The 13,748-nt window shown below is 67.7% G+C and carries 11 protein-coding genes; 3 read left to right on the top strand and 8 right to left on the bottom strand.

Annotated elements, in window-relative coordinates:
• Positions 1-5 precede the first annotated feature (5 nt).
• The 8 genes from AC3A3W_RS10785 to AC3A3W_RS10750 all read right to left on the bottom strand — a co-directional run bounded on the left by AC3A3W_RS10785 (position 6) and on the right by AC3A3W_RS10750 (position 10,348).
• A complete protein-coding gene (locus AC3A3W_RS10785) occupies positions 6-818 on the bottom strand; it encodes a universal stress protein (protein WP_487442660.1) in 813 nt (270 codons plus the stop codon).
• Between the two features lie 88 nt (positions 819-906).
• Entirely contained in the window at positions 907-3,735 is a 2,829-nt protein-coding gene (locus AC3A3W_RS10780; protein WP_487442658.1) for a PEP/pyruvate-binding domain-containing protein, read from the bottom strand.
• A 121-nt stretch (positions 3,736-3,856) separates the two neighbouring features.
• Positions 3,857-4,258 carry a monovalent cation/H(+) antiporter subunit G gene (gene mnhG, locus AC3A3W_RS10775; protein ID WP_487442656.1) on the bottom strand — a complete coding sequence of 134 codons (402 nt, stop codon included), beginning with the start codon at positions 4,256-4,258 and terminating at the stop codon, positions 3,857-3,859.
• Entirely contained in the window at positions 4,248-4,526 is a 279-nt protein-coding gene (locus AC3A3W_RS10770) for an MrpF/PhaF family protein (RefSeq protein ID WP_487442654.1), read from the bottom strand. Before AC3A3W_RS10770 ends, mnhG begins: the two co-directional genes overlap by 11 nt.
• A complete protein-coding gene (locus AC3A3W_RS10765; RefSeq protein ID WP_487442652.1) occupies positions 4,523-5,068 on the bottom strand; it encodes a Na+/H+ antiporter subunit E in 546 nt (181 codons plus the stop codon). The genes AC3A3W_RS10770 and AC3A3W_RS10765 overlap by 4 nt, the downstream gene beginning before the upstream one ends.
• Positions 5,065-6,708: a Na+/H+ antiporter subunit D gene (locus AC3A3W_RS10760; protein WP_487442650.1), complete on the bottom strand. Its 1,644-nt coding sequence runs from the start codon at positions 6,706-6,708 to the stop codon at positions 5,065-5,067. Before AC3A3W_RS10760 ends, AC3A3W_RS10765 begins: the two co-directional genes overlap by 4 nt.
• Entirely contained in the window at positions 6,705-7,277 is a 573-nt protein-coding gene (locus AC3A3W_RS10755) for a Na(+)/H(+) antiporter subunit C (protein ID WP_487442649.1), read from the bottom strand. The genes AC3A3W_RS10760 and AC3A3W_RS10755 overlap by 4 nt, the downstream gene beginning before the upstream one ends.
• Positions 7,274-10,348, bottom strand: coding sequence for a Na+/H+ antiporter subunit A (locus AC3A3W_RS10750; protein WP_487442647.1), 3,075 nt, complete (start codon positions 10,346-10,348; stop codon positions 7,274-7,276). The genes AC3A3W_RS10755 and AC3A3W_RS10750 overlap by 4 nt, the downstream gene beginning before the upstream one ends.
• 191 nt (positions 10,349-10,539) lie before the next feature.
• Here AC3A3W_RS10750 and AC3A3W_RS10745 point away from each other — a divergent pair, with 191 nt between their 5' ends.
• The 3 genes from AC3A3W_RS10745 (at position 10,540) to AC3A3W_RS10735 (ending at position 13,748) form a co-directional block, all read left to right on the top strand.
• The gene (locus AC3A3W_RS10745; protein WP_487442646.1) at positions 10,540-11,943 is read left to right on the top strand and encodes an MFS transporter; all 1,404 of its coding nucleotides are present in this window, start codon (positions 10,540-10,542) and stop codon (positions 11,941-11,943) included.
• Between the two features lie 132 nt (positions 11,944-12,075).
• The gene (locus tag AC3A3W_RS10740; RefSeq protein WP_205652721.1) at positions 12,076-12,558 is read left to right on the top strand and encodes a cation:proton antiporter regulatory subunit; all 483 of its coding nucleotides are present in this window, start codon (positions 12,076-12,078) and stop codon (positions 12,556-12,558) included.
• 5 nt (positions 12,559-12,563) lie between these two features.
• Positions 12,564-13,748 (top strand): cation:proton antiporter, encoded by a 1,185-nt coding sequence (locus AC3A3W_RS10735; RefSeq protein WP_487442644.1) that lies wholly within the window; start codon positions 12,564-12,566, stop codon positions 13,746-13,748.

Genomic DNA, 13,748 nt, shown 5'->3' with positions numbered 1-13,748 from the left:
AGCTGTTATCTGGCGATCATGACGTTGCAGTGTGCGTGGGTCAGAACACTGGCCAAGGTTCCGGGATGGCCTTCGCGACGGCGTGCACCCAATACCAGCAGTTCAGCTTCAGCCCCCGCGTCGACCAACACGGCGGATACGGAGTGACCGGAGAGAAGCTCCTCCGACACAGCAAGTCCTGGGTCGAGCCCCTGCACGTGGAGCATGGCATTGCGCAGGACGTCACGGCCATGAAACTGCGAGGGTGCGTGACGCCCCCAGGCCGGCATCGGCGGGTCCACATGAACGATCCGCAACTTCGTGTGCAGGGTCTGCGCCGCGCTGACTGCCTTTTCAAGGACCTTGCTGCTCCTCAGGTGCCCGTCCACGCAGGCGATCACCGGTTTTCCTTCCTCGCGCGCGGCACGGACCACCACCACCGGGGCGGGACACGTGGCCGCCAAGCCGACGGACACGGAACCGACCAGCTTTCCGAGGAAGCCTCCCAGGCCGCGGCTGCCCACCACCAGGAGGTCCGCATCGAGGGATTCCCGGCGCAGGACGTCCGCGGGCAGACCGGCGACCATCCGCGGCTCGATGTCCAGATCGGGCGAGATCCCGCGGGCGACTTCCACGCCCTCGGAGAGAATTGCCTCGGCTGCGTGCCGTAACCCGCTGTCGGCAACTCCCTTCACGGGTCCCACGTCGTGGGTGAACATGGGCCAAATCCACGCGTGGACGATGCGCAGGACGGCCTGCGATGCCAGCGCATACTCCGCGGCCCAGCTCAGTGCCAGCTTGGACTGGTCCGAGCCGTCATAGCCGACTGCTACCTTCATCCCCATTGTTACCGGCCCCCTGACTCCCCACGCCAGCTCACGCGGACCCCGCGGAAGGCCTCCGTGCCGCTCGCTGGTCCTATTGAATTTAACGCCCCGGTGTCCCCGGATCTTCCCCACGGGAGGGCTGCAACACGTCCTGTTTCCCGGAAAGTGAGATGGTTCCTGCCGATCCATCGACGGTCACCGCATCGCCGCTGTGCAGGCGAGAGGTGGCATCCGGGACGCCCACCACGGCAGGAATGCCGTACTCGCGGGCCACGACTGCCCCGTGCGAGATCACTCCGCCCATCTCCATGACCAGGGCTCCGGCCGTCAGGAAGAGCGGCGTCCAGCCCGGATCCGTGGAGGGCGCCACCAGGATTTCCCCGGGTTCCAGATGCGCGCCAACGGGGTCCAGGATGACGCGCACCTTGCCGGCGGCACTGCCGGCCGAAGCGGGCGTACCCGTCAGCACCCCATCTGTCGGGGGCTCCGCCCTCGGCGCGAGGGCAGCCTCGACGTCGGTCCCGTCGGAGAGCAGCAGGCGGGGAATGTGCCGCCGGCGCAGTTCCAGGTCGTATTGCCGCCGGCGGCTGGCCACGATACCGGACAGATCGGCGCCCCGCAGCCCCCCGCGGAGTTCGTCGAAGGTGAGGAAGAAGACGTCCTCCGGGGCCGCAATCCGCCCGGTCTCCGCAAGGTCCTTGCCCACCTCGGCGAGTTGCCGGCGCATCTCACCCAGGATCACCACGATGTTGAACTTCGGCAGCTCCCGCAGGCCAGCCAACTGCCTGGTTCGGCGCAGGCAGAAGCCCACCAGCCGGCCCCGGAGCCTCCCCCTCCCACGGGCCTTTTCGACCATCCCGCGCATAGCGGCCTCCGCCTGTCCGGCGGCGCGGGCGAACTGCCGGTCCGGGGCCTGCTCCGGGTCCTCCACGCGAAGATAGTTGGCGATCATGCCCAGGACATGGTCCGGATGGTCTGACCATCGCGGCATCCCAAGGTCGATTTCCCCCACCGCCCGGTGGCCGTACTTGTCCAAAAACCCGCGAACAGCATTCTGCGCCGGCGCGGGAAGCGTGCCGGCACCGTAATCCCGGGCGAGGTCCTCCGGGCTCTTTCCGAGGAAGGCCGCCCGGGAATCGGGATGCCTGCCGAGTGACGCAGCCAGGCGCCACAGTTCCAGGTCCATTTCGGTGGTGACATTGTGCGGCAGCCCGCGAAGGACGGCTTCCAGCTCCCTGGGCTCCACGATGCCGCGAAGCAGCCGGCGGGCGGCCGCCAACAGGAGGTAGCCGGCGGCGGGGGCGGGCAGGGTTGCGCCGATCAGTTCCTCGACCGTCCCGCGCATGGCGCCTTCGACGTACTCGAGCCGCTGTTCGCTGGTTGCCGCGGCTGCGTGGCCTGCCAGGCCGGCCTGGAGCCGCTTCCCGTAGGCATGCGCACGGCGCAACTCCGCTTCCGGCCGCACCACCGCCCGGACCACGGCGGGCAGCATTGTGGCCGTCGCGGCAAAGTTGCGCACGCCGCGGGCGCCCCGCTTCCGTGGGCCCTTGGGCTGCGGGGTGCGGTTATCCGCGTGCCGCCCCTTCCGGACAGCGAAGCGGGGATCTTCCATCAGCGCCCGGAGAAGGGCAGCGGATCTGCCATCCGCCAGGGGAAGCGCCTTCAGCAGTGTCTGCCTGCCGCGCTTGCTGTGGAAGGCGGGGGTCAGGTCCACGTAGAGCCGCAGGCCGGGGGTGGCGTACTGCCGCCACGGCCCCTGGTCGCCCCGCATCAGGCTCAGTGCGGTGAGACCCATGGGGGTGATGGGCCGGGTCAGGCCCTGCAGCAGTGAGCCGCAGAGGTAGACGCGGGTCTCCTCTCCGGCCGGCGCTTCCGTGTCCGCAGAGTCCCCCGAGCCAAGCATCGATCCGGCGGCGAGACCGCCCGCGGGCAGGGGTGCCGGAAGGGGCACGGGCAGCGGATACAGCGTGGTGATGGGACGCGACTGGGTCAGCCAGACCGTCCCGCTGCCGTCAATGACCCATTCCACATCCTGGGGTGCACCGAGGAGGCGCTGGGCGGCCGTGCCGAGCGAGGTGAGCTCGCGGAGCTGCTGCGCGTCCAGAACCGGCCCGTGCGCGCCGCCGTCGTGCTGGTTGCTGTGGTGGTGGGTCTCGGCCACGAGCCGGCCGCTGGCCGTGTGGATCTGGAAATGATCGGGATTGACCGCGCCGGAGACCACGTCCTGTCCCGCTCCCCGGTGGGCGTCGATCACCGTCTCGCCGCGGGTTCCGGTCACGGGATTGGCGGTGAACAGGACGCCCGCCGCCGCGGCTTCCACAAAATTCTGAACGACGACGGCGAGGCTCACCTCGCGCTGGCTGATTCCGTTGGCTGCCCGGTAGGCCACCGCCCGGTCGCTCCAGAGCGACGCCCAGCAGCGGCGGACCGCCTCCAGCACCCCGTCGGCCCCGGTGACGCCCAGGAAGGTGTCCTGCTGACCGGCAAAGCTGGCGAAGGGCAGGTCCTCGGCCGTGGCGGAAGAGCGCACGGCCACGGCCGGTTCGCCGTTCCTCCCCTTCTCCCGCCCCGCGGCGCCCATGGCGGCGTAGGCGGTACGGACGGCGGACTCAACCTCCGGCGGCACCGGCGCCGCGTTCACGAATTCCCGGGCCTCCCGTGCAAGCCTGCCCAGCTGTTCCGCATCCCCGGGATCGAGGCTCTCGATACGGGCCGCGAGGACCTGCACTTCCGCGGGCACGGCCGAGCGGTAGGCGGAGGTCGTCAAGCAAAATCCGGCGGGCACCGGGAGCCCGGCAGCAGCAATCCTGCCGAGGTTCAGTGCCTTGCCGCCCACGCGGGCGAGCGGCTGGAACCCAAGATGGTGCAACTCCACCACGAGCCTGTCTTGGGAATCGTGACGGGCGGAACCCCTGCCCGAGTGATCCATACTTTGCTCCTGCGAACTGTCCGCGGCCTCATCGTTGAGGATGCGATCACGCTAGACCCAGAGCGGAGGCCGCGCAATATCCGCCGAACCGCGACAGCGGCCGGGGGCTCTCGGTGCTGAGTCAGCGGCCGCCGTCGGATTCCCGTTCCCTGGCCGCCTCGGCGGCCTTCAGCACCACGGCCTCAAGTTCATCCGTACTCAACAGCTCCCTGTGGAGGTGCTTGGTGCGGTAGCCGGCCCGGCCCACCATGTGCGCCGAGACCGGCACGGTCAGCAGCTGGAAGATCCAGGCCACCAGCAGCACCGGCCACACCCACCACGTGCGAAGCTGCAGCCCCACGGCGGCCAGCAGCAGGAACAGTCCGAGCACCTGCGGTTTGGTGGCGGCGTGCATGCGGCTCATCAGGTCCGGGAACCGCAGCAGGCCAATGGCCGCTGCAAGGGACATCACCGCCCCCACGATCATGAAGACGGCTGACACCACATCGATGGCGGCATCCACGGCGCTGGCATCAGGATTCATTGAGCTGCTCCCGTCGGTCGGCCACGAAGCGCGCCACGGTCACTGAGCCGATAAACCCGATGACCGACACCGCAACGAGCAGCATCAGATTGTTCAGGTGCCTGTTCACGGCCATGTCGATGCACAGCGCCGCGCCAAGAATGGCGAGCAGCACGTCGGCCGCGAGCACCCGGTCCAGCAGGGACGGGCCACGGGCAATCCGCACGATCGCGCCCGCGGCGGCGAGCGACAGCACCACGGCGGTGACTGCCAGGACGAGTTCCATCACGTTCCGGCCTCCAGGTTCAGTGCTGCAAGTTCCTCTTTGGACCCCATGACGCGGATCAGCCCGGCCTCGGTGTCCCGCACTTCCTTGCGGAGCTTCCGCACGTCGTTGGCGTTCCGGACGTTCAGGCCGTGGATGTACAGCGTGGAGGTTGACCTGTCCACCTCCACCACCAGCGATCCCGGGATCAGGGAGATCACGTGGCCGGTGGCGGTCACCATCAGGTCCGAGTGGCTCCGGAGTGGAACGGCGACGACTGCGTTGGTCACCCTGGGGCCCTGCGCCACGGCCAGATAGAAGACCTGGAAGCTGGCGGCCACCACCCGGCCAAGGAACTGCACGGCGAACGGGATGGCGCGGAGGACGCTGAACCGCCCGCTCAGCTCCACCGGCGGCAGGTAGAACATGCGGGCCACCGCTACGGCGAGCAGGGCGCCGAACAGCAGGTTGCCCGGGGTGAAGTCCTGCCACAGGGCGCCCCAGACGATGACGAGCCACACGAGCAGCGGCAGTTCCTGCCGCAGGGAGATCCGTCTCCGGCTCATTTCCCACCACCACCCGGTACGCTGCCGTCGGGCTCGCTGTCAATGGAACCGTTGAGGGCAAGGTTCGGTACCGGCGCCTGCTGGCCGAGCACTGCGTGGATGTATGCAGATCGGTCCAGCATGGCGTCGGCGGACTGGCCGGCCACCCGGAAAAGCGGACCGGCGAAGACTGTGAGCGCAACGCCCAGCACCACCAGCCCCAGTGTGGAGCCCACCATGGTCCGGGGCAGCAGGATCAGGCCGCGCTTGCCGGTCCGGAGGCCCGCCGGCGAATCCATGGCGTCCGCAAGCAGCACGGGGTGGGGATGTTCGGCGTCCTCGGGCTTCCGCCAGAACGCACGGTTCCACACCCGTGCGACGGCCAGCAGCGTCAGCAGGCTCGTCAGCACGCCGCCGATGACGAGCGTGTATGCCAGGGGCGTGCCGAGCTGGATTCCGGCCTGCATCAGGCCGAGTTTGCCGAGGAAACCAGAGAACGGGGGGATGCCCGCGAGGTTCATGGCGGGAACGAAGAACAGCAGTGCCAGAATCGGGGACAGTTTCGCGAGCCCGGCGAGGCGGTCCACTGACGAGCTTCCGCCGCGGCGCTCGATCAGCCCCGTCACGAGGAAAAGGCTGGTCTGGATGGTGATGTGGTGGGCCACGTAGAACACGGCAGCGGCGAGGCCCGCCACGGAGGACATGGCCAACCCGAACACCATGTAGCCGATGTGGCTGACGAGGGTGAAGGACAGGAGACGCTTGATGTCGCTCTGGGCGATGGCGCCGAGGATCCCCACCACCATGGTCAACAGGGCAGCGATCATCAGTGGCGTATTGAGGGTGTCGCCCGGGAACAGCAGTGTTTCGGTCCGCACCATGGCATACACACCCACCTTGGTCAGCAGGCCTGCGAACACGGCGGTCACGGGGGCCGGTGCCGTGGGATAGGAGTCAGGCAGCCAGAAGGACAGCGGGAACACGGCGGCCTTGATGCCGAACGCCACGAGCAGCATGACGTGCAGGAGGGTCTTGGTTCCTTGGTCCAGCTCGGCCAGCTTGATGGCCAGATCCGCCATGTTGATGGTGCCCGTGGCGCCGTAGATCATGGCGATGGCGATGAGGAACAGCACGGAGGACACCACCGAGACCACCACGTAGGTGACACCGGCGCGGATGCGCGGGCCGGTGCCACCCAGGGTCATCAGCACGTAGCTGGCCGTCAGCAGGATCTCGAAGCCGACATAAAGATTGAACAGGTCTCCCGACAGGAACGCGTTGGAGACCCCGGCCACGAGGATCAGGTAGGTCGGGTGGAAGATCGACAGCGGCGCGTCCTGGTCGCCGTCGGCCATGCCCTGCCCGGTGGCGTACACGAGGACGGCGAGGCTCACCGCGGACGACACCACCAGCATCAGGGACGAGAACTGGTCCACCACCAGCACGATTCCCCACGGCGGCAGCCATCCGCCGATGTTCACCGCCTCGGTTCCCCCGTTCCAGACCGACGCCAGCAGCAGGCACTCGAGCAGCAGCGTCAGCGACAGCAGCGCGACACTCACCACCCGCTGCGCACGCGAATGCCGGATCAGCACGAACGTCAGCGCCGCGCCCAGGATGGGAAGAACGACGGCGAGCGGGGCAAGGCTTGTCAGGCTCACGTTCCGTCTCCTTCCGGTTTTTTGTCGATGGTGGCGGACCCTGGTTTCTCTTCCCGTGCGGCGGCGGCCCCCGAGATGTCACGGCCACCGGCCGGTACAGGAGTATCCGGGATGGGAGCGTCCGACACTCCCCCGCCGTCGGCGCCAAGCATGGTGAGCGGGAACTCTGAGGTTTCCACCGGAATGACGGCATCGTCCTCGGCGTCGAAGCTGGGGGTCGCCGCCACGCGGCGGTCCTCGAGGTCATCCTGGATCTCATCCTGGCGGGCCAGCACCCAGGTCCGGTAGATGATGCCGAGCATGAAGGCGGTGACGGCGAAGGAGATCACGATGGACGTCAGGATCAGCGCCTGGGGCAGGGGGTCGTTGTAAGCGGCGGGGTCCGTGTCCTTGCTGTAGAACGGCGCCAGGCCGGCGTAGCCACCGGTGGCCAGAATGAGCAGGTTGGTGGCGTTGGCCAGGAGCATCAGCCCCAGCAGAACGCGTGTGAGGCTGCGTTCGAGAAGGAGGTAGATGCCGCACGCGTAGAGGGCACCCATGACGGTCAGCAGGGTGAGGTTGACGCTCATGCCTCTCCCCTCCACGTGTCCGCGGGGACGGCGGCGGCTTCCCAGTCAGCGGCGGGGTGCACCTCAGCCGGCTCTGCGCGCCGGGACGGCCGGGTGTCCGCGGGCTGTTCCTCGAAGTGTTCGTCGATCTCAGCCCCCAGGCTTCGCAGCACATCCAGCACAAGCCCGACGACCACGATGTACACGCCCGTATCGAAGATGGTGGAAGTGACAAATTTGATGTCCCCAAAGACCGGCAGCCACAACTCGATGATGGCGCTTTGGAACACCTGGCCGCCCAGCAGGAGCGGGGCGACGCCGGACGCCGCGGCGGTTGCGAGGCCCACCCCCAGCAGCGTTCCGGCGCTGATGGGGGTGGCCTCACGAAGCTCGTAGCGGCCGCCGGCCAGGTACCGCAGCGTGAGAGCCAGGCCGGCCATGAGCCCTCCCGCGAATCCGCCGCCCGGAAGGTTGTGCCCCGCCAGCAGCAGGTAGAGGGAGAAAATGATCATCGAGTGGAAGATGAGCCGCGTTACCACCTCGAAGATGATGGAGCGCCGCTCCGGAGCCAGCGTCCGGCCGGCCACAAGCCATGCGTCCCGCGTGGCGGCGGCGAACTTGCGGGTCAGCGCGAGGGCGGCGCCGTCGCGCGAGGACTTGTCTACCCCGCGGCGCCGGCCCACGGTACCCTCTTCCACCGTGGACGACGCACGGATGCCGTCGCCGCGGCCGCGGAGGAAAATCAGGCTGGCCACTCCGGTTGCGGCGAGGGCAAGCACGGAGATCTCGCCGAACGTGTCCCAGACGCGGATGTCCACGAGCGTCACGTTGACGATGTTCAGGCCGCCGCCGCCCTCGTACGCCAGCGCCGGAAATTCCAGCGAAACAGGTGTGGCCACCCGGGCGCCCATGGCGTGGATCGCCGCGAAGACCATGGTGGCTCCGAACGCCAGCCCGATGATCACGCGGACCACCCGGTACTTGCCGCCCGTGCGGTCCCGAAGCTCTGCCGGGAGGCTCCGCATGGCCAGCACGAACGCCACCAGGATGATGGTTTCCACCAGCATTTGGGTCAGGGCGAGATCCGGCGCCCCCTGCAGGGCAAACATCAGCGCAATGCCGTAGCCGGTCACCGAAACCATGAGCACGGCCAGGAAACGCTTGTTGGCGCGGACGGCGGCCAGCGCCCCGATCACGATGCCGGCGCCCGCCACGATCTGCAGCGGTGAGTATGGATCGATGAAGTACAGCCCCTCCGGCAGCGGTTTGTTCGCTGAGACCAGCGCAGCCAGGGGAAGCACGAAGGCCGCGGTCAGGATCACGGCCAGGTAGAAGTACAGCGAACCGCGCTGCGTGCGGCCCGTCAGCCAGACGGCCACGTCATCGAGGGCGCCGATGGTCAGCCGGTAGCCGCGGTCCGCGTCGATCCAGTCCGGGACCAGGCTCTGGGCGCGGCCCACCGCCCCCCGGGCGAAGAACATGGCCAGACCGAGGGCAAAGGTGACGGCGGTCAGGCCGAGTGCCGGTGTAAACCCGTGCCACAGCGCAAGGTGGCCGGCGGCACCCGCCTCGGCACCGGCGTCGGAGGCTGCTTCGGTGAAGAGGGCAGCGTACGGCTGGATCCACCCGTCCACGGGCGCCGGCCACAGGCCGTACACGACGGTGAGGACGCTCAGGACCGCGGGGGCTGCGAGGAAGGACGGCTTGATGTGTTTGAACGGGGTGCGGTCCACCCCGGGCTTGACCGCGAAGGCGCCCCACAGAAACCGGGCGCTGTACGCGAAGGTCAGCACGGACCCGAGCACGACGCCGGCGAGGACCACCGCGCCCCACGGCCCGTAGCCCGGCTCGCCCGCAAAATGGACGAACGCTTCCAGCACCGATTCCTTGGCCACGAAGCCGCCGAGCAGCGGGACCCCGGCCATGGATGCGGCACCGATGCCGGCCACGACTGCGAGCGCGCGGGAGGACTGGAAGACACCTGACAGTTTGTTGATGTCGCGGGTGCCGGCCTGGTGGTCGATTATGCCCACCACGAGGAAGAGTGTTGCCTTGAACAGGCCGTGGGCCAGCAGCATGGCGAGGCCTGCCAGGGCAGCGTCAGGCTTGCCCAGCCCCACCACCATGGTGAGGAAGCCGAGCTGGCTGACCGTGCCGTAGGCCAGGATGAGCTTGATGTCGGTCTGCCGCAGCGCACGGTAGCCGCCGACCAGCATGGTGGCGAGGCCCAGACCCAGGACCAGCGGTAGCCAGTACGCCGTCTCGGTGAATCCCGGCGCCAGTCGCGCCACGATGTAGACGCCGGCCTTCACCATCGCCGCGGCGTGCAGGTAGGCGCTCACAGGCGTGGGTGCGGCCATGGCGCCGGGGAGCCAGAAGTGGAACGGGACCAGCGCTGATTTGGTCACGGCACCGACGAGAATCAGGACGACGGCGGCGCCCACCGCCCCCGCTGCCGGCCCGGCGACCAGGTCCGGTGCCTGCTCCAGGATGGCCGAGATCCGGTACGTTCCTGCGGCGGATCCCAGCATGATGAGGCCAACAAGCATCGCCAGTCCGCCGGCCGTGGTGACCATGAGCGCCTGGAGGGCCGAGCGCCGTGCGGCCAGGCGGGTGCGGGCATAGCCGATCAGGAGGTACGACAGGACGGTGGTGAGTTCCCAGAAGATGAAGAGCAGGAGCAGGTCATCGGCTGTGACCAGGCCGAACATCGCCCCGGCGAACGCGAGAAGCTGGGCGCCGAAGCCGCCCAGGTACTGGTCCTTGTTCTGGAAGTAACGGGCGCAGTACAGCAGCACCAGGGCGCCCACACCAAGCACCAGCAAGGACATGACCCACGCCAGGGCGTCCAGGCGGAAGGCGAACTCCATGCCGAGGTCCGGGATCCAGGGGGTGACCTCGCTGGAGTGACCTCCGCCGCCGCTGCCGTGCGGGCCTGCCGTCGCATAGACCGCGCCGTGCTGCAGCAGCAGCCAGACGAATGAGCCGGCTGGTACTGCCGCCAACGCATAAAAGGAACTCCGGCCGAATTTCCGGAAGATAAACGGCGCCACAGCAGCAACCGCAAAGTGCACGGCAAGGACTGTGATCACTGTTATCTCCGCAAAGTCAAGAATTCGATTATCAAAGTTGGAGCAGGCGGCTAATCGTTGGGTTCGGTCTGGACAGTTTATCAAGGGGGCACCGACACTTTTCCCTCCGGGCCTGCAGGTGGCGTAAGATTCCGCGGTTCCCCGGGGTCCCTTCCGTTGCGTGTTCGCCGCGGGCGGATAGCATCGGCGTTATGAACTCCGCCACGGCTCCCGAGGCCATGCAGCCGTCATCCGACCTTGAAGCCGGCACCACGGTCTCCAACAAAGGGCGCGTCCTGGCCTGGGCGGCGTGGGACTGGGGGTCCGCGGCGTTCAACGCCGTCATGACCACGTTCGTTTTCACGGTCTACCTGACGTCCCAGGCCTTCGGCAGCGAAGACCAGGCGTCGGCCGTGCTCGGCGGGGCGCTGGCCGTTGCCGGGGCGGCGATTGCCCTGCTGGCTCCGGTTACGGGACAGCGCTCCGACACGGGCGGCCGGCGGAAGCTGTGGCTGGGAGTCAACACGGTCCTCGTCGCGCTGCTGACCGCGCTGTGCTTTTTCGTGTTTCCGCGCCCGGAGTTTCTGCTGCTGGGGGTTTCGCTGATTGCGCTGGCCAACGTCTTCTTCGAGTTCGCCGGCGTCAATTACAACGCCATGCTGGCGCAAATTTCCACGCCCGGAAACATCGGCAAGGTCAGTGGTTTTGGCTGGGGCATGGGATACCTCGGTGGAATCGTGGCGCTGCTGATCGTTCTCCAGCTTTTCGTCCAGCCCCGTTTCGAGTGGTTCGGCGCCTCGACGCAGGACAGCCTCAACATCCGGCTGGTGGCAGTATTCTCCGCGCTGTGGTTCTTTGTCTTCGCGCTGCCGGTGATGTTCGCGGTGCCGGAACTGCCCAGGCCCCAGCGCGGTACCCGGCTCGGCATCGTTGCGTCCTATGGCCTGCTGGCGCGCCGGATCAAGGCGATCTACCGGACCAGTCCGCACACCATCTACTTCCTGCTGGCCAGCGCCATCTTCCGGGACGGGCTCGCTGCGGTGTTCACGTTCGGCGGGATCATCGCGGCCGGCACCTTCGGCTTCGAACTGTCGCAGGTGATCTTCTTCGCCATCTTCGGCAACATCGTGGCGGCGGTGGGGGCGATCCTCGGCGGATTCCTGGACGACAGGGTAGGCCCCAAGGCCGTGATCCTCGGGTCCCTGGTGGGGCTGCTGGTTGCCGGGACCGCGATCCTGGTGCTCGGCAACGGCAGCTACGTCTTCTTCGGCACGGACTGGGCGGGGAGCACCACGTTCTGGGTGTTCGGGCTGTTCCTCTGCTTGTTCGTCGGGCCGGCCCAGTCGTCCTCCCGCGCTTACCTGGCCCGGCTGGCCCCGCAAGGCGAATCCGGCGAGCTCTTCGGCCTGTACGCCACCACCGGCCGGGCCGTCAGCTTCCTGGCCCCCACGCTGTTTACGATCTGCATCGCCGTGGCCACGCCCCTCGTCGCGGAAGGGGAGGCGCAGCGCTGGGGCATCCTGGGGATCATGGTGGTGCTCCTCGCCGGGCTGCTGGTCCTCCTCCCGGTGAAGCCGCCGAGCGAAGCCCCGATCGCCGTCGTCCCCGCCTCCTAGCGGGTACACCCAGCGCGAACGGACACTTAAGCCCCTGCCCCGCCCCCACCCCTGGCGCGAACGTACACATGGGGCCCCGTTTCGCAGCGCAAACGGGGCCTTAAGTGTCCGTTCGCGGATTAGGCTGATGGTATGAACGTGGAAGAGACAGACCTCCCCGGCCTTGGCAGACGCAAGGACTTCATGACAGCCTCCGGACGGAGGATCGGCGTGGTGGAACTGCGCGAGGGCCAGACGGAACTGTTCGTCTCCACGTGGGACGATCCGGACACCTGTCAGGCCTCCATTCCGCTGACCGGCGATGAAGCCGCCACGCTGGGCAACCTGCTCGGCGGCCAGCATTTGGCCATGAAGCTGACAGAGGCACATAAAGAGGTGCCCGGGATCGTCACGAGACAGTTCTCGATTACGGCGGACTCGCCGTTCCAAAACCAGCCCATGGGCAAGGCGTGCATCCGCACCCGGTGCGGTGTCTCGATTGTGGCGATCATGCGTGAAGGTGAGGTGGTCCCGTCGCCGGGACCCGACGTCGTTCTTCACACGGGCGACCTGCTGGTCGCTGTCGGCACACAGGAAGGCCTTGATACAGCGGCCGATATCCTGCGCAACGGCTGACCGCGATGGATGAGCTGGCACTGACCCTCATCGAACTGGGGGCCGTCGTGTTCTGCTTAGGCCTCCTTGCCCGGCTCGCCGGGAGGATCGGCATGTCGCCCATCCCGTTGTACCTGGTGGGAGGCCTGTTCTTCGGAGCCGGCGGCCTGATGAAGCTCGAAGGCATCCAGAGCTTTGCGCATCTGTCCGGTGAGATCGGTGTGATCCTGCTGCTGTTAATGCTCGGTCTGGAATATTCCGCGCCGGAGCTGGTCACCGGAATGCGCCGTTCCTGGCAGGGCGGCGTGTTGGACCTTGTCCTGAATTTCCTGCCCGGGGCAGCCCTCGCCCTGATGCTGGGGTGGGGCGGCGTGGGCGCCATGGTGATGGGCGGCGTCACCTACATCTCTTCCTCCGGCATTGCGGCCAAGGTCATCACCGACCTTGGCCGCATCGGCAACAGGGAAACGCCTGTGGTCCTCTCCATCCTGGTGTTCGAGGACCTGACCATGGCCATCTACCTGCCGATCCTTACAGCGACGCTCGCGGGGATCAGCTTCGTCGAAGGCATGCTGACCGTCGCCATTTCATTGGCCGTGGTCACTGTGGTGCTGGCGGTGGCACTCCGGCATGGCCATCACGTCTCCAAGGCGGTGCACAGCGAAAATTCCGAGGTCTTCCTGCTCAACCTGCTCGGTGCCGCGCTGCTCGTGGCAGGCCTGGCGGCTGCGCTGCAGGTCTCGGCCGCCGTGGGCGCCTTCATGCTCGGCATTGCCATTTCCGGGGCCACGGCCGACAGTGCGACGCGGATCCTGGAGCCGCTGCGCGACCTGTTCGCGGCCATCTTCTTCGTGGCCTTCGGCCTGAACACGGACCCCACCTCCATTCCCCCGGTGCTGGGCTGGGCGCTCGTCCTGGCCGTGGTCACCACCGCCACGAAGGTGGTGACCGGGGTGTGGGCGGCGTGGCGGGCAGGCATTGCGCGGCGCGGCCGCTTCCGCGCAGGAGCCGCCCTCATTGCCCGCGGCGAATTCTCGATCGTCATCGCCGGGCTGGCCGTGGCGTCTGGAGCAGTGTCCGGCGAACTGGCCGCACTGGCCACGGCCTATGTCCTGATCATGGCGATCCTGGGGCCGCTCGGTGCCCGTTATGTGGAACCCGTGCTCAAGAAGTTCTCCCGCCCGGCAACCCCCGAAGCGGTGCGGGCCTGA

The sequence above is a fragment of the Arthrobacter sp. Soil_N43 genome (genome assembly GCF_057655195.1).
This window is presented reverse-complemented; position numbering and strand designations above follow the sequence as displayed.